This window comes from Bradyrhizobium sp. SZCCHNS3052, from assembly GCF_032484495.1.
GTDB lineage: Bacteria > Pseudomonadota > Alphaproteobacteria > Rhizobiales > Xanthobacteraceae > Bradyrhizobium.
In genome coordinates this window covers 37,475-56,224 of record NZ_JAUETB010000009.1, presented here as the reverse complement: position 1 = coordinate 56,224, position 18,750 = coordinate 37,475, and the positions used below count along the sequence as shown (strand labels likewise).

18 protein-coding genes and 1 tRNA gene are annotated in these 18,750 nt (G+C 65.8%); 11 read left to right on the top strand and 8 right to left on the bottom strand.

Annotation, left to right across the window (positions count from 1 at the left end; all coding sequences use genetic code 11):
• Positions 1 to 106: 106 nt before the first annotated feature.
• The gene (locus QX073_RS24405; protein WP_315827871.1) at positions 107 to 2,572 is read right to left on the bottom strand and encodes a PAS domain S-box protein; all 2,466 of its coding nucleotides are present in this window, start codon (positions 2,570 to 2,572) and stop codon (positions 107 to 109) included.
• A 226-nt stretch (positions 2,573 to 2,798) separates the two neighbouring features.
• On the opposite strand from QX073_RS24405, the gene QX073_RS24400 reads away from it, so the two are divergent.
• From QX073_RS24400 to QX073_RS24380, 5 genes are all read left to right on the top strand, one after another.
• Positions 2,799 to 3,926, top strand: a complete 1,128-nt coding sequence (locus QX073_RS24400; protein WP_316165053.1) for a putative zinc-binding peptidase — start codon at positions 2,799 to 2,801, stop codon at positions 3,924 to 3,926.
• A gap of 68 nt (positions 3,927 to 3,994) precedes the next feature.
• Positions 3,995 to 4,222 (top strand): hypothetical protein, encoded by a 228-nt coding sequence (locus QX073_RS24395; RefSeq protein WP_315754780.1) that lies wholly within the window; start codon positions 3,995 to 3,997, stop codon positions 4,220 to 4,222.
• A 156-nt stretch (positions 4,223 to 4,378) separates the two neighbouring features.
• Entirely contained in the window at positions 4,379 to 6,394 is a 2,016-nt protein-coding gene (locus QX073_RS24390) for an acetyl/propionyl/methylcrotonyl-CoA carboxylase subunit alpha (protein ID WP_315717707.1), read from the top strand.
• A gap of 181 nt (positions 6,395 to 6,575) precedes the next feature.
• Positions 6,576 to 7,442 (top strand): isocitrate lyase/PEP mutase family protein, encoded by an 867-nt coding sequence (locus QX073_RS24385; protein ID WP_316170834.1) that lies wholly within the window; start codon positions 6,576 to 6,578, stop codon positions 7,440 to 7,442.
• On the top strand, positions 7,439 to 7,741 hold the full coding sequence (locus QX073_RS24380) for an acylphosphatase (protein ID WP_315717709.1): 303 nt from the start codon (positions 7,439 to 7,441) through the stop codon (positions 7,739 to 7,741). The genes QX073_RS24385 and QX073_RS24380 overlap by 4 nt, the downstream gene beginning before the upstream one ends.
• A gap of 24 nt (positions 7,742 to 7,765) precedes the next feature.
• Here the strand turns inward: QX073_RS24380 and QX073_RS24375 are convergent, their stop codons facing one another.
• Positions 7,766 to 8,575, bottom strand: coding sequence for a class I SAM-dependent methyltransferase (locus tag QX073_RS24375; RefSeq protein WP_316226506.1), 810 nt, complete (start codon positions 8,573 to 8,575; stop codon positions 7,766 to 7,768).
• Between the two features lie 149 nt (positions 8,576 to 8,724).
• Between QX073_RS24375 and QX073_RS24370 the strand changes: the two genes are divergently transcribed.
• The 3 genes from QX073_RS24370 to QX073_RS24360 are packed head-to-tail and all read left to right on the top strand — an operon-like array spanning position 8,725 to position 11,394.
• The gene (locus QX073_RS24370) at positions 8,725 to 9,285 is read left to right on the top strand and encodes a GbsR/MarR family transcriptional regulator (RefSeq protein ID WP_315717711.1); all 561 of its coding nucleotides are present in this window, start codon (positions 8,725 to 8,727) and stop codon (positions 9,283 to 9,285) included.
• Positions 9,286 to 9,301: 16 nt separating this feature from the next.
• Entirely contained in the window at positions 9,302 to 9,961 is a 660-nt protein-coding gene (locus QX073_RS24365) for a DUF4166 domain-containing protein (RefSeq protein ID WP_316226505.1), read from the top strand.
• Positions 9,958 to 11,394, top strand: a complete 1,437-nt coding sequence (locus QX073_RS24360; RefSeq protein WP_316226504.1) for a TIGR01777 family oxidoreductase — start codon at positions 9,958 to 9,960, stop codon at positions 11,392 to 11,394. The genes QX073_RS24365 and QX073_RS24360 overlap by 4 nt, the downstream gene beginning before the upstream one ends.
• Before the next feature lie 16 nt (positions 11,395 to 11,410).
• On the opposite strand, the gene QX073_RS24355 is transcribed toward QX073_RS24360, so the two are convergent.
• Together QX073_RS24355 and QX073_RS24350 are read right to left on the bottom strand one after the other, a co-directional pair.
• Positions 11,411 to 12,457: an AraC family transcriptional regulator gene (locus QX073_RS24355; RefSeq protein ID WP_316226503.1), complete on the bottom strand. Its 1,047-nt coding sequence runs from the start codon at positions 12,455 to 12,457 to the stop codon at positions 11,411 to 11,413.
• 59 nt (positions 12,458 to 12,516) lie between these two features.
• Positions 12,517 to 13,374 (bottom strand): LysR family transcriptional regulator, encoded by an 858-nt coding sequence (locus tag QX073_RS24350; protein ID WP_315717715.1) that lies wholly within the window; start codon positions 13,372 to 13,374, stop codon positions 12,517 to 12,519.
• Between the two features lie 108 nt (positions 13,375 to 13,482).
• On the opposite strand from QX073_RS24350, the gene QX073_RS24345 reads away from it, so the two are divergent.
• Positions 13,483 to 13,911 (top strand): 4-oxalocrotonate tautomerase family protein, encoded by a 429-nt coding sequence (locus tag QX073_RS24345; RefSeq protein WP_315717716.1) that lies wholly within the window; start codon positions 13,483 to 13,485, stop codon positions 13,909 to 13,911.
• Between the two features lie 2 nt (positions 13,912 to 13,913).
• Here QX073_RS24345 and lipB read toward each other — a convergent pair whose 3' ends face one another.
• Entirely contained in the window at positions 13,914 to 14,636 is a 723-nt protein-coding gene (gene lipB / locus QX073_RS24340; RefSeq protein WP_315717717.1) for a lipoyl(octanoyl) transferase LipB, read from the bottom strand.
• 65 nt (positions 14,637 to 14,701) lie between these two features.
• On the opposite strand from lipB, the gene QX073_RS24335 reads away from it, so the two are divergent.
• Both QX073_RS24335 and QX073_RS24330 read left to right on the top strand, forming a co-directional pair.
• Complete coding sequence (locus QX073_RS24335) at positions 14,702 to 14,950, top strand: FliM/FliN family flagellar motor switch protein (protein ID WP_315717718.1); 249 nt, start codon at positions 14,702 to 14,704, stop codon at positions 14,948 to 14,950.
• A 135-nt stretch (positions 14,951 to 15,085) separates the two neighbouring features.
• Positions 15,086 to 15,170 (top strand) — tRNA-Leu (locus QX073_RS24330).
• A gap of 26 nt (positions 15,171 to 15,196) precedes the next feature.
• On the opposite strand, the gene QX073_RS24325 is transcribed toward QX073_RS24330, so the two are convergent.
• From QX073_RS24325 to QX073_RS24315, 3 genes are all read right to left on the bottom strand, one after another.
• Positions 15,197 to 16,657 carry a hypothetical protein gene (locus QX073_RS24325; RefSeq protein WP_316192104.1) on the bottom strand — a complete coding sequence of 487 codons (1,461 nt, stop codon included), beginning with the start codon at positions 16,655 to 16,657 and terminating at the stop codon, positions 15,197 to 15,199.
• 120 nt (positions 16,658 to 16,777) lie between these two features.
• On the bottom strand, positions 16,778 to 17,002 hold the full coding sequence (locus QX073_RS24320; protein WP_316192106.1) for a hypothetical protein: 225 nt from the start codon (positions 17,000 to 17,002) through the stop codon (positions 16,778 to 16,780).
• A 239-nt stretch (positions 17,003 to 17,241) separates the two neighbouring features.
• A complete protein-coding gene (locus QX073_RS24315; RefSeq protein ID WP_316192107.1) occupies positions 17,242 to 17,970 on the bottom strand; it encodes a hypothetical protein in 729 nt (242 codons plus the stop codon).
• Between the last annotated feature and the right edge of the window lie 780 nt (positions 17,971 to 18,750).

Sequence of the window (18,750 nt, the reverse complement as noted above, 5' to 3'; positions counted from 1 at the left end):
TGCGCGTGATCCATCGCAACAGCGGTGTACGCCATTTGGTTCCGCAGGGCCCTCGGTGTGACCCACTCCGTCCACGTGGCATTCCGGGGCGCGGAGCGCGCACTACTCAGCGCGGCAGCGGCGCCTTCTCGGCCATCGCCTTGCGCAGGATGCGCGACAGCGACTCCACCGAATAGGGCTTCTTGATCAGCTCGAAGCCGTGATGGGCGTTCTCCGCGAGCACGTGGCTGTAGCCGGATGTCAGCACCACCGGCAGGCCGGGATAGCGGTCGCGGATGATGCCGGCGAGCTCCAGGCCGTTGATGCCGGGCATGATGACGTCGGAGAACACGAGGTCGACCGCGAATTCGTCGTTCGCCAGGATTGCCAGCGCATCGGCGGCATTGGCGACGCGGCGCGTCACATAGCCGAGATCCTCGAGCAGCTCGGTCGAGAACTGCCCCACCTCGTCATTGTCCTCGACCACGAGCACGCGGTAGCCGCGCCCGATGGTCGCCGGCTCGATGCGCGCGGAGCCGGCTTCCGTGCCGGATTGCGGAGCCGTGGCCTGCGGCAGATAGATCGTGAAGGTCGCGCCGTCGCCGATGCGGCTGTCGACCGCGATGTCGCCTTCGGACTGCTTGGCGAAGCCGAACGCCTGGCTGAGGCCGAGACCCGTGCCCTTGCCGACCTCCTTGGTGGTGAAGAAGGGTTCGAAGATTGCGTTGAGATGTTGAGGCGCGATGCCGCCCCCGGTGTCGGCGACCGAAATCGCGATGAAGGCACCGGGCCGGGTGCTCTGGCCACGCAAGGCCGGGATGCTCTCGGTCCGCTGCACGCCGATCTTCAGATGTCCTTCACCGTTCATGGCGTCGCGCGCATTGACGGCGAGATTGATGAGCGCGGTCTGGAATTGCGCGACGTCGGCGAGGGTGAACAGCCCGCTGTCCGTGACCGCGAGCTCGATCTGGATGCGGCTGCCGACGAGAGGACGGATCAGTTGCACGACGCTCTCGACCTGCTCGCCAACATTGAACACCTGCGGCGTCAAGGGTTGTCGCCGCGCGAAGGCCAGGAGCTGCGCGGTCAGCTTCGAGGCGCGCTCCACCGTCTCCGAGATCGCATCGACATAGCGCCGGCGCCGCTCCTCGGGAAGATCGCGGCGGCGCAGGAAGTCGGTGGCCGAGCGGATGATGGTGAGCAGGTTGTTGAAGTCGTGTGCGACGCCGCCGGTGAGCTGGCCGATCGCCTCCATCTTCTGCGACTGCCGCAACAGCTCCTCACCCTGGATGCGCTCGGTCACGTCGATCGCCTCGGCGACCGCGCCGGTCACGACATCATGCTGGTCGAACAGCGGCCGCATCGAAAGCTCGAAATGCCGCTGGCCGCTGGCGAAGTCGAGCCGCATCTCGGTCCGAAAGCTCTCGCCGGCGAGAACGCGGGCGAACGCCTTGCGCAGCATCTCGGTCACGCCCGGCGTATGGGTGAACCAGGGCGCATCCCAGAGCGGCTGGCCGATGACGTTCACTTCACCGGCGCGCATGCCGGCGACCGCGATGCGGTTGGCATGCATCACGCGGCCCTCGACGTCGAGGATGGCCTGATACTGATTGCTGGTGTCGAAGATCGCGCGCATGCGCGCTTCATTGGCCTCGAGCTGGGCGGTGCGCTCCCTGATCCGCTCTTCGAGGGTCTCGTTGATGCGGCGCAGCTCGATCTCGGCCTGCTTGGCGGCCGTGACGTCGTGAGCTACGCCGATGAAACCGACATGTTTGCCGTTCGCATCCCAGCGCGGCTGCGATTCCGATCGCAGCCAGCGCCATTCCCCGTCGGCGCGCCGGTAGCGTGCCTCGAGGAAGAACGGCTTCAGCGAGCGCTCTCCCGACTGCTGCTGCTCGAGGATGCGCGGAAGGTCCTCGGGATGCAGCACCTTGCGCCAGTCGAAGGCCAGCGCCTCGTCAGGGGACATGCCGAGGAAATCGATATAGGCGCGATTGACGAAGGAGCGGGTGCGGTCGAGCTTCGTCACCCAGATCGGCACCGGCGCGCTGTCGGCGATCAGCCGGAAGCGTTCCTCGCTCTCGCGCAGCTTGGCTTGCGCCAGCATCTGGTCGGTGACATCGATATGCGCGCCGACCAGACGGATCGCGCGGCCGTTCCAGTCACGCTCGATGCGGGCGATGACGCGGACCCAGCGGATCTCGCCGTCGCTGGGACGGATGATGCGGTATTCGGTGGTGTAGTCCTCCTGCTTACTCTTGACTGCAGCAATGAAGTCCTGCTCGGCCTTGACGCGGTCGTCGGGATGCACGCGTCTGACCCAGTCTTCGTGAGTCTCGTGGACAGCCTCCGGCGGCAGGCCGTGAATGATCAGGTATTCGGGGGAGCGGCGGTTGCGGTAGCCTTCGCGCAGGTCGACCTCGACGCCGCCGACCCGGGCGATCCGCTGGATGCGCGCGAGCTCCGCCTCGCGTTCCTGCAGCGCGCGATAGGCCTCATCGCGATCGCGCGCTATCTCCTCGATATGCTGGCGCAGCGCATCGGCGGCAGCCTCCGGCCTCACTTCGTCTCTGGGCGCATCCGCGCTGTTCATGCTGACCTGCACTGATGTGGCGAGCAGTCGCCCGAGCATTCCATCGCGGGTGTTCGGAAGCGTGGCGACATTGGGACCAAGGAAAGCAAACTGACCAGAGATTATGGCGGGCAAACGCCGGCATGACGTGAACGTGAGGGCAGATAAAAAGTTCCGTGCTCCCGGAACGGACTGTTACTGTCGTGCGTCGTCAGGCCCTGAACACCGCAACACGAAGGTCCACGCTGTGAAGCTCTTCGTCTGTCAGGCCTGCAAGAACATCCTGTATTTCGAGAATCGCAGCTGCGGGCGCTGCGGCCATCAGCTCGCCTTCATGCCGGAGCGCCAGATCCTGTCGGCGATCGAGCCGGCGGAGGAGGGCTTTCGGACGCTCGCCGACCACGGGACGGGGCGCTTCTTCTGCGCCAATGCCGAGCACGACGCCTGCAACTGGCTGCTCGAGATCGGCGAGACTTCGGGCTTCTGCCGCGCCTGCCGGCACAACGGTACGATTCCCAATCTGTCTGATCCCGCGCAACTCGCCGGATGGCGAGAGCTGGAGGTGGCCAAGCACCGGCTGTTCTATTCGCTGATCCGCTGGAAACTCCCTGTGAAGACACGGATCGAGGATCCCGGGCACGGGTTGATCTTCAACTTCCTTGCCGATGACCCCGCCGGTCAGCAGAGGGTCCTGACCGGCCACGACAACGGCCTCATCACCATCGCTCTGGCCGAGGCCGACGATTTCGAGCGCGAGCGGCGCCGGCTCGAAATGGGCGAGCCGTACCGGACCTTGCTCGGTCATTTTCGCCACGAGGTCGGGCACTACTTCTGGGACGTGCTGGTGCGCGATGCCGGCAGGCTCGAGGAATGCCGGGCCATGTTCGGCGACGATACCCAGGACTACGGCGCGGCGCTGAGGCGGCATTACGATCAGGGGCCGCCGGTGGACTGGCAGGACAATTTCGTTTCGGCCTACGCCACCACACATCCGTGGGAGGATTTTGCCGAGACCTGGGCGCACTACCTCCACATCGTCGATACGCTGGAGATGGCCTCCGAGTTCGGTATCGAGATCGATCCGCCCGCCGACCAGATCGGCGGGCTGACGGCGCGCGTCACCTTCGATCCGTACGTCGCGGAGGACTTCGACACCATCGTCAACGCCTGGCTGCCGTTCACCTTTGCGATGAACAGCGTCGCGCGAGCGATGGGCGCGCGGGATCTCTATCCTTTCATCCTGACGCCGCCGGTCATCGGCAAGCTGGGCTTCATCCACCGCCTGGTGCGGCAGGGTGCACAGCAAGAGTCTGTCGCTCTGGCTCCCGAAAAGCCACAGGCCGAGCCGCAGCAGGAAGAGATCGGGGCGGCGTGATCCGCCTTGACTCTTGAGAACATAAAGTGAACATGAAGGCGTGACCGGAGCGAGGACCGTCATCGCGCATGCAGCCCAGATCGCAATCCAAGACCAATGCTCAAGCCGCGGACAGCGAAGACCTCGCGCTGGAGGCCGCCGTGGACGAGGCCATCGCTGCCTGCGAAGGCGATCCGCGGGCGGCCATTCGTGCCCTGATCGTTGCGAACGATTTCCTTGAGACCGAGGTCGGCGAGCTGATGAAGGCGGTGTCGCACGCCTATGCCCGCGGACGTTTCCACAGCTATTCCGGCTGACGGCAGGGGACACGGCTGGCATGCCTCGCCGGACGGCAGGGGCGGAACGAGAGGCGGGTTGCGCGCGGGCGATTTTGGTATAGACGAACCGGTCAAGCTCGCGGTGTTACGCCTGTGCCACGAGCGGGGAGCCCGCCCAAAGGTATCAAGCAAGAAATGTTCAAAACCATTCTGATCGCGAACCGCGGCGAGATCGCCTGCCGGGTCATCAAGACCGCCCGCCGCATGGGAATCCGAACCGTTGCGGTCTATTCGGAAGCCGACCGCGATGCGCTTCATGTCGAGATGGCCGATGACGCCGTGCTGATCGGCCCGCCCGCCGCCGCCGAGAGCTATCTCCTGATCGACCGCATCGTCGAGGCCTGCCGCAAGACCGGCGCCGAGGCGGTGCATCCGGGCTACGGCTTCCTGTCCGAGCGCGAGGCTTTCCCGCGGGCATTGGCCGAGGCCGGCATCGTCTTCATCGGCCCCAATCCCGGCGCCATCGCCGCCATGGGCGACAAGATCGAATCCAAGAAGGCGGCCGCCAAGGCCAAGGTCTCGACCGTGCCCGGCTTCCTCGGCGTCATCGAGGACGACAAGCACGCCGTGCGCATCGCCGACGAGATCGGCTACCCCGTGATGATCAAGGCCTCCGCCGGCGGCGGCGGCAAGGGCATGCGCATCGCGCGTTCGACCGCCGAGGTCGCCGAGGGTTTCAATCTCGCCAAGGCCGAGGCCAAGGCTTCGTTCGGCGACGATCGCGTCTTCATCGAGAAGTTCATCGTCGATCCCCGCCACATCGAGATCCAGGTGCTCGGCGACAAGCATGGCAACGTGATCTATCTCGGCGAGCGCGAATGCTCGATCCAGCGCCGCAACCAGAAGGTCATCGAGGAGGCGCCGTCGCCGCTGCTCGATGAGGAGACGCGGCGCAAGATGGGCGAGCAGGCGGTCGCGCTCGCCAAGGCCGTGAACTACGACTCCGCCGGCACCGTCGAGTTCGTCGCCGGCCAGGACAAGAGCTTCTACTTCCTTGAGATGAACACCCGCCTGCAGGTCGAGCATCCCGTGACCGAGCTCGTCACCGGTATCGATCTCGTCGAGCAGATGATCCGCGTCGCCGCCGGCGAGAAGCTTTCGCTTGCGCAGAAGGACGTGACGCTGACCGGCTGGGCGGTGGAATCGCGCGTCTATGCGGAAGATCCGTTCCGCAGCTTCCTGCCGTCGATCGGCCGCCTCGTGAAGTATCGCCCGCCGGCCGAGAGCAAGGCTGACGGCATCACCGTACGCAACGACACCGGCGTGCAGGAGGGCGGCGAGATCTCGATCTATTACGATCCGATGATCGCCAAGCTCGTCACCCATGCGGAGTCGCGGGCTGCCGCGATCGAGGCGCAGTCGACCGCGCTCGATGCGTTCTATGTCGATGGCATCCGCCACAACATCCCGTTCCTGTCGGCGCTGATGAACCATCCGCGCTGGCGCGAGGGCAGGCTGTCCACCGGCTTCATCGCCGAGGAGTTTCCCAAGGGCTTTGCCGCGCGTGCGCCGGAAGGCGAGATCGCGCGCCGGCTGGCGGCGGTGGGCGCTGCGATCGACCACGTGCTCGGCGAGCGCAAGCGGCAGATCTCGCAGCAGATGATCGGCCGGCCGGTGAAGCGACAGGGCCGCCGCGCGGTGTGGCTCGGGCGTGACGAGATCCTGCTCGACATCACCAGGGAGAACGGCGCGATCACGGTCCGCTTCGTCGGGGCCGACGGCAAGGTCGGCCCGGCGCATCAGTTGGTGTCGGACTGGAAACCGGGCGATGCGGTCTGGCACGGCACCATCGATGGCGCGGCCATCGCCGTGCAGACGCGCCTCATTGCGAACGGTGTGCGGCTCGCGCATCAGGGCGTCGAAGCGCCGGTCTACGTCTACACGGAAGCCGAGGCGACCGCGGCGCGGCTGATGCCGGTCGTCACCGCAGGTGATAGCGGCAAGAAGCTCCTGTGCCCGATGCCCGGCCTCGTGGTCTCGATCGCCGTGACCGAAGGGCAGGAGGTCAAGGCCGGCGAGACGCTCGCCGTGGTCGAAGCCATGAAGATGCAAAACGTGCTGCGCGCCGAGCAGGACGGTACGGTGAAGAAGATCCACGCGACAGCCGGCGCTACGCTCGCGGTGGACGCGCTGATCCTGGAGTTTGCGTAAGCTCAGAAGTCGACGTCGTTGCGAACGAAGCGACTTTGTCCGCCGAAGCCTGTAGGCGAAGGCGGAAGCAATCCGGGGCTCGGGAGACGACTCCGGATTGCCTGGTCGCGGAGCCTGTCATCGGGCCGCGCTTTGTGCGGACCCGTTGGCTCCTCGCAATGACGGGAGAGAGGAGGCGAGGATGACTTTCCGTGCACGTCGAGAGGCGCTCCGTGCGATCCTCGCCGGCGATCGCTGCATCCATCCGGGATCGGTATACGACGCGATTTCGATCCGGATCGCAGAGGACCTCGGCTTCGAGCTCGGCATGTTCGGCGGCTCGGCTGCTTCGCTCGCCGTGCTCGGCGACCCCGACATCGCGCTGATCACGCTGACGGAGTTGGCCGAGCAGATGCGGCGAATGTCGCGCGCTGCCGCGCTGCCGGTGCTGGTCGATGCCGATCACGGCTACGGCAACGCGATGAACGTGCGCCGCACGGTGCAGGAACTGGAAGCGGCCGGTGCCGCGGGTCTCACCATCGAGGATACCCTGCTGCCGCAGGCTTTCGGCGAAGCGAAGCCGCAACTGATCTCGCTTGCCGAAGGGGTCGGCAAGGTGAAGGCCGCGCTCGATGGCCGCGACGATCCCGCGCTGGTCATCCTGGGACGGACGGGCGCCGTTTCCATAACCTCGCTCGACGACGCGATCGCGCGAGCCAGGGCGTATGAGGCCTGCGGCGTCGACGGCCTGTTCTTCACCGGCATTACCGCGCGCGACCAACTCGATGCGGTCGCGGCGGCGACGACGCTGCCGATCGTGCTCGGCGGCGCGCCGGAGGAGATGTCCGATCTCGGCTATCTCGCCTCGCGCCGTGTCCGCGTCGCGCTACAGGGCCATGCGCCGATCGCCGCGGCGACGCAGGCGGTGTATGAGACGCTGAAGGCGCTCCGCGACGGCGCCTCGCCGAAGCAGCTCAAGGGGCTGCCGTCGGCGGAGCTGACGGCACGCGTGATGCGCGAGGCGGATGTGAAGAAGCGCCTGCGCGATTTTCTGGGGCTCGGATCATGATCGATCGCGCCATCGTCCACGTCTTGGTGCGCGGCCGCGTCCAGGGAGTGGGTTATCGTGCCTGGGTCGAGGACCAGGCCATCCTGAACGGCCTCGAAGGCTGGGTCCGCAACCGCACCGATGGCAGTGTCGAGGCGTTGTTCGCGGGTCCCTCGGACGACGTTGCCGCCGTGTTGGCAGCCTGCCGCGAGGGACCGCCAGCAGCGCATGTCGATGCCGTGATGGAAAACCCGGCGACGGCCGATCAGCTCAAACCGCGCCGGCCGGGCGAGGCGTTCTCCGTGTTGCCGACGCTCTAACGACACGGCGCGCGAGCCCGCCGCTCACCCCGCCGAGATCACCAGCGCCTGGATGCGGCCCTCGATCGGTCCGTTGCCGAACCGGCGCGCCAGCGCGTCCGCGGTCGCCTGCGTCACGGCGGCGAGGCCGGGCGTGCCGCGTGCTTCGATCTCGCCGCGCATCGGTGTGCCCTGGCAAAATGCCGTGGCCGGGTCCTGAGGCGACGCCGCGCGGCTGCGATGCGTCACCGTCTCGATCGCGATGTCGGTGAAGCCCGCTGCGGTCAGATCGGCCTCGATCCGCCCGGCATCGAAATAGCCGTGCGGAGTCCGGGTGAAGAACTGCGGCGGGCTTTCGGGGAAGACCTGCTGCAACGTCTCGTGAACGACGTGAGGGATTTCATTCTCCTCGATCCGGTCCCAGACGTTGAAGACGAAACGTCCGCCGGGCCTGAGCACGCGGCGGGCCTCCGCATAGCCCTTGACGCGATCGGGGAAGAACATCGCGCCGAACTGACATGCGACGGCATCGAAGCTCGCATCGGCAAAGGGCAGGGCCAGCGCATCGGCTTGATGAAATGCGATGCGGTCCGCAGCGGCGAGATGGGTCTTCGCCTGCGCCAGCATCGGCTCGTTGAGGTCGGTGGCGGCGATCCGGACCTCCGGCGGCAGTTGAGCATGCAGGGCCCGCGTAACCACGCCGGTGCCCGCCGCCGTCTCCAGCACGTCGCGCGGCAGGTACGCCGCGATGCGCCGCGCGAGGTCCAGCGCATAGGGCACGAAGATCAAGGGGACCATCAGTTGATCGTAGATCTGTGGGATCGATCCAGTGAACGCCTTGTCGGATGCCGTCATGGCTTGCTCCTGTTGCAGAGGGGGCAGGCGGGGAACCGGGCGGGTCGGCAGGCGCAAAATGTGCGCCGTAACATCCGTCGGGCCAGCTCCCAGCCCGGTTCAAAGCCGGGTCTCTTGACATTCATCCTCGCCCGTCAGATATTTCTGTTATGACAGAAATTACAGGTCATCGAAAACTTCCGCCCGCCGTCGAGCGTTTCATCCTCAACTGGGGCGATATGGGCGACCGGTGGGGCGTGAACCGCTCGGTGAGCCAGATTCACGGGCTGCTGTACCTCGCCGAGAAGCCGATGACGGCGGAGGACATCGCCGACACGCTCGGCATGGCCCGCTCCAATGTCTCGAACTCGCTGAAGGAGCTGCTCGCCTGGGGCTTGATCCGGCGCGTGCCGATCCTCGGCGACCGCCGCGATCATTTCGAGGCCGAGACCGACATCTGGGAGGTCGCACAGCGGATCGCGGCCGGCCGCAAGGAGCGCGAGATCGATCCCGCGATCGCTGCGCTGCGCGCCTGCGTCGCGGAAGCGACCGGCGATCCCGCGATCAGCACGGTCGCAGCCAGGCGGCTGAAAGACATGCTGGCGTTCACCGAGCTGGTCGACCGCTGGTACGTGCAGATGCTGAAGGTGCCGCGGCCGCGTCTCGTCGCGCTGATCAAGCTCGGCGAGAAGATCGCAAATCTGCTGCCGTCGGGAAGATCAAGGTCGTAGATGAGCGGAGGGCGTCATGGTGACCATGGGACATCTCGGACTTTCAACGCCCTCCAACGCCCGGCTTCATGACGATCACAGGTTTCGTGCGCTGTTGTCCGCCGAGGATTGGGGACGGCTGCCGGTATCGATCTGGCGCCGCTTCTCCAAGAAACTCGCCGACGGCGCGACCGTCGTCTATGTCGGCGAGGTCGATCAGGCCGAGATCAGTCGTGCCGGCTTCTGGTTCGCGCATCTGGCGCGGCTGATCGGCGGGCCGCTGCCGACGCACGCAGACATCGGTGTGCCGATGATCGTCGCGGTGACGGAGGACGCGGCGAGAGGCGGCCAGATCTGGACGCGCATCTGCGGACGCCCGCATGGCTTCCCTCAGGTGATCCATTCCGCCAAGCGCTTCGCCGGTCCGACGGGGCTCGAGGAATATCTCGGCTGGGGCCTTAGCATGAGCCTGCGCGTCGGCGTCGCCGATGGCGCGCTTCATTTTTATAGCGCCGGCTACACGTTCGACTTCGCGGGCCGGCGCTGGGCGCTGCCGGCATGGCTCACGCCCGGCGACCTCACCGTCACCCATTCCGATCTCGGCAGCGGCGTCTTTCGCTTCTCGCTCGAGATCATCCATCCGCGCTTCGGGCGCATCATCCGCCAGAGCGCCGTATTCCGGGAGTCCGCACCATGACGCCGCTGCTCTGGTCCCTGATTGCGCTTCAGATCGTGATGGGCGTGTTCGACACCGTCTATCACCATGAGTTCACCGAGCGCCTGGCCTGGCGCCCGTCACAGCGGGGCGAGCTCAAGCTGCACGGCGTCCGCAATATGCTCTATGCGCTGCTGTTCGCCGTCATCGGCTGGTGCGAGGTGCATGGATTGTTCGCAATCCTCGTGCTCGCGGTGCTCGTGGCCGAGATCGGCATCACCTTGACCGATTTCGTCGAGGAGGATCTGACGCGCAAGCTGCCGCCGAGCGAACGCGTGAATCACACGCTGCTCGCCATCAACTACGGCGCGATCCTCATGCTGCTGGTGCCGCTGCTGATCGGCTGGGCGATGCAGCCCTCGGCGATCGTGCCGGCCTTTGCCGGCTTGCTGAGCTGGATTGCGGCTGCCGCCGCGGTTGGCGCTGCCCTGTGCGGCCTGCGCGACTTCACCGCGGCACGGCGCCTTGCGCGGATGTCGCAGCCGGATGCGGCCGGGCTGGTCGCGGCGCTGCCGCCGGCGCAGACCATCCTCATCACCGGCGCGACCGGCTTCATCGGCGCGCGGCTGACGGCCGGTCTCACCGCGGCCGGCCATCACGTCGTCGCCCTGGTCCGCGACCCGGCCAAGGCCGCCATGTTGCCGGCGCCGCTGACCTTGATCACCAGTCTCGATCAGCTCGCGTCCGACACCCGTGTCGACGCGATCGTCAATCTTGCCGGTGAACCGATCGGCAATGCGCCGTGGACCGCGGCCAGGCGCGCGACGATCCTGCAGTCCCGGCTGGCTACGACGGAAGCCGTCTTATCCCTGATTGCGCGGCTCGACCGTAAGCCGAAGGTCTTGGTCAACGGTTCGGCGATCGGCTGGTACGGCCTGTGGCAGGACCAGCCGCTGACCGAATCCGCCAAGTCGCATGGCTGCTTCAGCCATGACCTCTGCGACGCCTGGGAGCAAGCGGCTCGCGGTGCCGAAGCGCACGGCGTCCGCGTCGCACTGCTGAGGATCGGGCTCGTGGTCGGCCGCGACGGCGGCTTCCTGGCGCGGATGCTGACGCCGTTCGAATTCGGCCTCGGCGGGCCATTCGGCTCCGGTCTGCAATGGATGTCCTGGATCGAGCGCGACGATCTCGTTCGGCTGATCGCGCATGTGATCGCGACGGAGGCCATCACCGGGCCGGTCAATGCGACGGCGCCGCTGCCGGTGCGCAATCTCGCCTTCACCGCCGAACTCGCGCGCTGCCTGCGGCGTCCGGCGCTGCTGCGCGTCCCCGCCGGCCTGCTGCGCCGGATCGGCGGCGACTTCGCCGAGGAGCTTTTGCTCGGCGGCCAGCGCGTGGTGCCGAACAAGGCGCTGTCGAGCGGCTTCGTGTTCCGGCATCAGAGCCTGCGTAGCGCGCTCGAAGCCATCCTGTGAGCGGTCGAAAAAAGCGTCACGATTGCTCGGCGCGTGCCATCGTCGCCGATGGCAGCTCGCCGAACGTGGCGCGGTAGTAGCGGGCGAAGTGCCCGGCATTGGCAAAGTTGCAGGCGGCAGCGGCCGCTGCCACCGTGATTTCGGGGTCGCCGGAGCGCAGCATCTCGTGGGCGCGCCGCAGGCGCACCGATTTGGCAAAGGCCATCGGCGAATAGCCGCGCACGCGCTCGAACAGACGGAAGATCGAGCGGGCGCTGACGCCGGCTTCGCGCGCCAGGCGCTCGATCGTGATCGGCTCGCGCCAGTTGGCCTCGATGTAATCTTCGAGCCGCTTGACCAGGCCGAAATCCGGCATCGGAGAGGGACCCAGGAGCGTGTCGCGGAAACGATGACGGCTGGCGCAGAGGAAGGCGACATGCACCGCATCCTCCAGCTCGCGATAGACCGCGGCGGGGAACGCCGCATCCTGCTCGTTGAGCTGGGTCGTCAGGAAATCCAGCAGCCGCATCAGGTTGCGGGCCTGCGGATCGGCGGCCGGAATGGCAGGGTCGATCGCAAAGTCGGCGCGCGGCTGTACGCCGACCAGCGCCGTCAGGCGCCGTCGCAGCGCCTGGGGATCGAGCCGCAGAGTCAGTCGCCGATGGCCACCCTGGCACGCCATCTGCCATGGCACGCCGGCCGGCGCGACTGCGAACTGATGCTCATTGACGTCGGTCGCCTCGCCGGGAGTGCAACTGACCGCGCGTCCCTTCAGGGCGATCTGCACTCTCATGAAATCGGCGGCGCGATGGTCGCAGACCATGTCGCAGGTCGTGGTGCCGAACGCGAGGCCGATGGTCTCGAGCTCGATCAGGTTGACGATCGCCTCGAAGCGCTCGGCGTTCCTGAAGTCGACGCGCTCGGCGCCGAGCCGGCGCCCCGCGAGGTCGCGCAGCACGTCGGCGTTCGAGGTTCGGATCAGCGCGTGGCGATGCAATGGTTCGAGGCCGGTCGCGCCGGTCGAGGCCGGGCTCGGCTTTGCTGGGGCGCTGACGAGGTCAGCTGCGGTCAAGAGACGGTTCAAGCCGCTGCTCCTGAACTCGGATGATTAATCCATGCTACATCAGGCTCCGCGGGCGTCAATTACTTCGAGATCGCGGCGCTTCGGAATGCTGCGGCCAGCGTGCGCAAGGCCGCGCGCTTGGCCGCATCGCCCGCCTTCGCATGCAGCATCACCTTGGAGCGGCCGAGCTTGGGCAGGCCGAGATCCGTTCCGACATCGATCAGTCCGCTGGGTGCGATCCGGCGGGCCAGCGGCGCAATCGCAAGACCGGCCCGCGCGGCGGCCGCAACGGCCGTCACTCCGCCGCCGACGAACGTCTCGCTGAAGCTGATTCGGGCGCGCTCGAGCGCGCGGACCGCGATGCTGCGCACGCCACAGGGCGGCGCGAGCGTGGCGAGCGGCAGCGTGCCGGCCGCCGGCAGACGAAATCTGGGAGCTGCGAACCAGCCGAACTCGTCCGTGATCAACGCCTCGCCACCGCGGCGGCTCGCCTCCTGGCGGACGATCACGGCGTCGAGCTTGCCGGCATCGTAGCGGTCGAGCAGGTCGCGCGAGAAGCCGATGCTGACCGACAGGACGAGGTCCGCCATGGCAGCATGCAACTGCTCGAGCATCGGCACCAGCTCGGGGCCGGCGACGTGATCGCTGATCCCCAGCGACAACAGCGGCCGGGCACGAGGAGCGCCGGTCAGCGCGAGGTCATGTGCGGCAACCAGCGCGCGGGCGTTCTCGGCGAAGGCCGCGCCGTCGGCGGTGAGCCGGACCGCGCGCGGCGAGCGTTCGACCAGCCGCTTTCCGAGCAGCGCTTCCAGGCGCTGCAGCTTCAGGCTGACCGCGGCCTGCGTGGTGCCGAGCGTCTCGGCCGCCCGGGTGAAGCTGTGCAGCTCGCTCACCAGCAGAAAGGCGCGGACGGTCGCGATGTCGAGCGTGGCTGTCATATGCGATCGTTATCATTGATATCCATCCCGATAAGATACCAAAATGACAGGCGCGCGGCTAGCTTTGCTGTCGAGGCGCAGTCACGCGCTGGATACCGGGAGCCAACCATGCCGTTGATCAACATTGTCTATGCCAGCCAGCGCCGCTCGCCGTCGCTGAAGAAGGCCATCGCGGACGCCGTCACCGAATTGACGGCGCGGATCCTGCGCAAGGATCCCAAGGTCACCGCCGTCATCGTCTCGGAAGCGGATGCCGCGGACTGGTTCGCCGGCGGCGCCTCGCTGGCGGAGCAGGGGCTTGCCAGCTACTGGATCGACGTTCACGTCAGCGAGGGCACCAACACCAAGGACGAGAAGGCCGCCTATCTGGCCGCGGTGTTCGCGCGCATGGCCGAGCTGATCGGCCCGCTGCATCACGAGACCTACCTTCATGTCGACGAGGTCAAGGCGGATGCCTACGGCTTCGGTGGCTTGAGCCAGGAGCGCCGCTATGTCGCGGCGAAGCTCGACGTGCCGCCGCAGCAGGGCGCCGCGTGAGCTCATGCCGTCTCCGGCTGCGCGACGCTGACGGCGCCGAAGACGCTCTCGAACGCCTGCCGGAACGCGATGTCGACATCGGCGAGCGTCACCGGCAGGCCGAGATCGACCAGGCTGGTGACGCCGTAGCGCGGATCGGTCACGCCGCAGGGCACGATGGCTTGAAAGTGCGACAGGTCCGGCTCGACATTGATGGCGATGCCGTGAAAGGTGACCCAGCGCTTCAGCCGCACGCCGATCGCGGCGATCTTGTCCTCATGGCCCTCGCCCTTGTCGGGCCGTTTGACCCAGACGCCGACGCGATCCTCGCGCCGCTCGCCGTGCACGTTGAAGGCATCGAGGGTGCGGATGATGGTCTCCTCGAGCGCCGCGACATAGGCTCGCACATCCGGCCGGCGCCGCTTGAGGTCGAGCATGACATAGGCCACCCGCTGGCCGGGCCCATGATAGGTGACCTGGCCGCCGCGCCCGGTCGGCACCAGCGGAAAGCGCGGATCGCGCAGGTCTTCGGCCTTGCCCGACGTACCGGAGGTGTAGACCGGCGGGTGCTCGAGCAGCCAGACCATCTCCGCGGCCTCGTGAGCGGCGATCGCGGCCGCCCGTGCCTCCATGAACTCGGTGGCCTGGGCGTAGTCGATCAGCGAATCGGAGATGCGCCACGCCACGGCGTTGCCGGGGGGGCCAGCAAAGGTGGTCAGGTCGAGTGTTTCGCGGCTGTTAACCATTGGCTAACCACAACATGGTGATGTCTGGGCAACGAAAATCCAGTCGTGACTTCGGTGGTCCTGCAGTGTCAACCCTCGATAAAGTGACAGTCGACCTGATGGTCGTTCTCGGCACCTGCTCCATGCCCATCCACCAGGTTCTGCGCCTGTCCCGCGGCGCCATCATCGAGCTGGACGCCACCGAGGCCGACGACGTCAAGGTGCTCGCCAACAATCTGCCGATCGCAAATGGGGTGGTGCTGGTCGACCGCAACCGCATCGCGGTCGAGGTCAAGCAGATGCTGCCGCGCTCGCCGACGCCGACGTCGCGATAGCGCGCCCCGGCCAAGCCAAAACCGTCCACAATCCGGTATTTTAGGGCAGGGCGGGCCTTGTCCCCCCGACATCGATTTGATACACGGGCGCCACTGATCCGGTGCCGCCCTTCCTCTGGCTCCGGCTTCTTCTTCGCGCTCGTGGCGGAATTGGTAGACGCGCTGCCTTGAGGTGGCAGTGGGTAACACCGTGGGGGTTCGAGTCCCTCCGAGCGCACCATAAACCCACGTTTTCCCTTGAAATCCTTACAGTTTTTTCCGGATGTTACCCGGGAATGTTACCACTTCGTTCCCGCTCAACGTTCCCGTCCTGTTTTCCGCGACAGGCCGCAGAAAATCATCCAGTGACTGGCCCTGGTCGAACGCGACCACCTTGTCCATCCCGCTGATGCCGAGCTTCTCGCGGTTGGCCTGGGCGATGTAGTGCGCCGGCATCTTCGGGTCGGTCCAGCCGAACATCGCCATCATCTGGCTCTCGGTGCACTCGGCGTAGGCGGCCACTTCGGCGCGCGCCTTGCGCACGCCATGGCAACTCTTCTTCGCCTCGTTGACGCCGGCGAGAATGGCATATTTTTTGAACTTCATCGCCCACGCCTTCTTGTTCATCGGCAGCACGCGCCCCTTTACGCGCTTCCCCGTAAAGACGTCGGCGCCGACGATTCCGGCCGCTCTTGCGGCCCGCAGGCTCTTGGCGAACTCCGGGTGCACCGGAACGGTCACCATCGTATTGCCCCGGCTTTTTTCGGTGGTGATCTGGACGGCCATCTTGCGCACGATCTGGCGCAGGTGCGGCGGCCCGAAGCGATGCGCGTCCCCAAGCCGCAGGAACGTGTAATGGAGGATGTCGAACATCAGCCGCGCCTCGGTGCCGAGCGGCCATTTGGCCCGGTATTGGGCCATGTCCTCCTCGGTCCAGGGCAGAAAGCCGCCGCTCTCTCGCGACGCCCGCGCCTTCCCGGAGCGCAGGCCGATGGTCGGATCGTCGTCCTCGTCCAGGTGGCCCTCATCAATCATCCAGCGCATCATGCCGCGCAGAGCCGATAACAGATTGCCGGCCTGGGAGGGGGTGCGCGCCTTCATCTCCGCCTTGATGACGTTGCGCGTGAGGACCGCAAATGGCTTCTCGCCATTCTCGATCAGAAGGCTTTCGATCAGCCCCGTCCGCTGGAGCCGCGTTGTCTCGGCAAGACCGGCATGGCCGACACTGAGATCGCCCCGCCAATGGTCGCTCTGCCTGTATCCGTGCCAATACCAGCGCAGTGTCCCGGGCTTCGGCGGCGAAGGAGGCCGCGCAGGGCAGGGGTCGTTGCGCTGCTTCTGAGCGTTGAGGTAGTCGCTCTCCTGTCCATAGAGCGCTATCTGGGAGGCGATGGCGGCATCGACCTCCGCATCGAATTCTGAAGAACCGTACGCGGCCTTGATCCGGATCTTTGGCAATTTGTTGCGAAGCTGCACGTAGTAACGCAACTGACCGCGCTGGCTGACATCGACGTAGAGATAGCGGCGCTCCGGTTGACCGGGCTTGTTGGTTCCTTTGACGCGCCGCATCCGCAACACTCCTCCGAGTGCGGCGACCGCCGCCTCATAGGCAGCATCGAACGCTCTCGTACCGTAGTCTTCGGCGATCCCGATCCGGCGTCCCTTCCGGCTGACCTTGACGTACCAGCGCAACGATCCGGATTCGGAATAGTTGAAATAGAGGTACATGCGACGATCCCCGGGCGCGCGGGGATCGGGACGTTCGGTCTCAGGCATTGGTCGGCTCCGTGAACCAATGCCTGGAGTCTACGAATCCTCCGATTCGGCATCAACGGTGAAAGGTGCGTTTCACCCGCTTTCGGTGCCATTGAGGCGGCGCGCAAGAGCTTCGGACGGCGTCCAGAATTCGTCGAAATTGATCTTTGGCTGAGGGGTGGATGGCGCGCTCGAGGTAAGAGCGATCCTGATCACGCCGTCCGTATCGACCACGACCTCGGTGGCGCCAGCTTCCTTTGCGGCGCGGATCGCGCGCGCAATATCGGCCTGTGTGACCCTGGCTGGGCGGCGGGGCATCGAGGATCTCCATCCGATCTATGATCGCCGTCGGACTGTGCTTGTCCGGCTCTACGAAACGCCGAGGGCGATCGCCGGCAAGAAACGCCGAAATGCGCCATTGAAACAGTGCTGGGTCTCTCGGTGGAGAACGTTTGGCGGGGATTGCGCGTGAAACGGCCAGTCGGTGCCGAGTCCGACGATTGACGGCATGAGGCGCCGTTGCGGCAGATCCGCTTCCGACGGCACCCGAACCGGCGCTATTGGCCTTTTGTCGTCGGTTTGACGGGGCCGTCGTCCCGCAGGGCACGGTACCTCTTGCGCAATTCGTCCACCGCAATTCGGTCGAGCTCACCTCGTCGCTGACGGTCGCGCAGAATAGCACGATCCTCCGCCGACAGGGCGATCAGGAATCCCCAGCCTTCGCCCCTGTCCGGGAACAGCTCGACGATCCGCAGATCGAGCCGCGCGGCATCATCGTCGTCATGGACTGCCTCGATCGGCTTGGCCTCCAGATGTCTGCGGGACGCCCGAAGCAGATGGTTCGCCGAGGGCCGTGATCTGTTTTTATCTGTTTCTTTATAAGCAGGTCCCTTAGGGCCCCGCGGTGCTTCTTTATACGCAGGTCCCTTTTGGACCCGCGGAGCCGCAGGTCCGTTTCGGCCCCGCGGCGGACCAGCGACGTTGGCAGGTACCGGCACGTCGCGGACGACATAGTCGATCTCACCGAACCGTTGTCCGTCCGCGAGCCGCTGCTGCTCGCGAGTGACGTAGCCGGCCGCGATCAATTCACGGAAAATGCGTTGCAGTTTCTTGCGGCCGACCAGAAGCGTTCGCCCGATATGATCGAGACGGACGCGCCACTTGTGTGGGCGTGACAGCAGGAAACCGAGCACGCCCTTGGCTTCGACCGAAAGCCGTTCATCGGTGAACACGGCATTCGGCACGATCGTGAAATGCGCCCTATGCTCGCGGCGAACGATGGTCAAGCGTGCGCCCCCAATTCATCGGCCGTTGTCAGCGCAATCGACCGGGACCGAGATGCGGGAAGACCAGCAGCGCCGCTCATGAGCGTTGCGAGCTTGGGAGCGTTCACGGCCTCTCTCAGCCGCGGCGGCCGGAGAGCAGGGCGGCCGTATGGAAGAGGTTGCTGAAGGTCGTTGACCAGGGTCGGCTGCAGTGGAAGCCCACGGGGAGACCCCCGTGCGCCAGCCTCGGCTGATCCTGAGCCCGATCCCGGGCAGGTCAATTTGATCGCAGGCCAATCGAGAATGCCTGGGGACGCGCTCTCGCCGGCTGCAGTTGGATTAGCTTCCGTAACAGGACGTGGTTGTTGGGAGAGAGGATTGCGGTGGCGCATGAGCGAACATGCCATGGCAAACGCGAGCGATCATCATGCCGATCCTGCGATCCGCTTCGACAAAGTTGCTCATGTTTCGATTATGTGCCGGTCATGTCCCGGATGGAAAAAATGCGCCCCTCTAGAGCAGCCATCGCTCGTCACCCCGGCGATCCGGTGTGTTGATCCACCAGGGCCAATTCTGTGCAGTCTCGGATCACCAACGAAAGCACGTTCATCCGTCGAGTGTTCAATTCCGCCGATCCCACGCAGACATACGCTATGGTGCGAATAGTGCCGTTCGGAGGATTGATCCACCTCACCATGTTAATTTGAACAGCAACAATGATCTTTGTGAGTGCCAAAGCGCTGGTAGTCAAAACAAGCGCTTACGACCGTCCAACCTACGACGCGGAGAGGCGTTTTTATC

What these genes read in the sequence shown, in the direction of transcription:
- QX073_RS24345 (WP_315717716.1), top strand. Translation starts at nt 13,483, where the DNA reads ATGCCGTTGATCAACATTGTCTATGCCAGCCAGCGCCGCTCGCCGTCG.
- QX073_RS24390 (WP_315717707.1), top strand. Translation starts at nt 4,379, where the DNA reads ATGTTCAAAACCATTCTGATCGCGAACCGCGGCGAGATCGCCTGCCGG.
- QX073_RS24380 (WP_315717709.1), top strand. Translation starts at nt 7,439, where the DNA reads ATGATCGATCGCGCCATCGTCCACGTCTTGGTGCGCGGCCGCGTCCAG.
- QX073_RS24350 (WP_315717715.1), bottom strand. Translation starts at nt 13,374, where the DNA reads ATGACAGCCACGCTCGACATCGCGACCGTCCGCGCCTTTCTGCTGGTG.
- QX073_RS24320 (WP_316192106.1), bottom strand. Translation starts at nt 17,002, where the DNA reads ATGCCCCGCCGCCCAGCCAGGGTCACACAGGCCGATATTGCGCGCGCG.
- lipB (WP_315717717.1), bottom strand. Translation starts at nt 14,636, where the DNA reads ATGGTTAACAGCCGCGAAACACTCGACCTGACCACCTTTGCTGGCCCC.
- QX073_RS24325 (WP_316192104.1), bottom strand. Translation starts at nt 16,657, where the DNA reads ATGTACCTCTATTTCAACTATTCCGAATCCGGATCGTTGCGCTGGTAC.
- QX073_RS24395 (WP_315754780.1), top strand. Translation starts at nt 3,995, where the DNA reads ATGCAGCCCAGATCGCAATCCAAGACCAATGCTCAAGCCGCGGACAGC.
- QX073_RS24365 (WP_316226505.1), top strand. Translation starts at nt 9,302, where the DNA reads ATGGTGACCATGGGACATCTCGGACTTTCAACGCCCTCCAACGCCCGG.
- QX073_RS24385 (WP_316170834.1), top strand. Translation starts at nt 6,576, where the DNA reads ATGACTTTCCGTGCACGTCGAGAGGCGCTCCGTGCGATCCTCGCCGGC.
- QX073_RS24360 (WP_316226504.1), top strand. Translation starts at nt 9,958, where the DNA reads ATGACGCCGCTGCTCTGGTCCCTGATTGCGCTTCAGATCGTGATGGGC.
- QX073_RS24375 (WP_316226506.1), bottom strand. Translation starts at nt 8,575, where the DNA reads ATGACGGCATCCGACAAGGCGTTCACTGGATCGATCCCACAGATCTAC.
- QX073_RS24405 (WP_315827871.1), bottom strand. Translation starts at nt 2,572, where the DNA reads ATGAACAGCGCGGATGCGCCCAGAGACGAAGTGAGGCCGGAGGCTGCC.
- QX073_RS24370 (WP_315717711.1), top strand. Translation starts at nt 8,725, where the DNA reads ATGACAGAAATTACAGGTCATCGAAAACTTCCGCCCGCCGTCGAGCGT.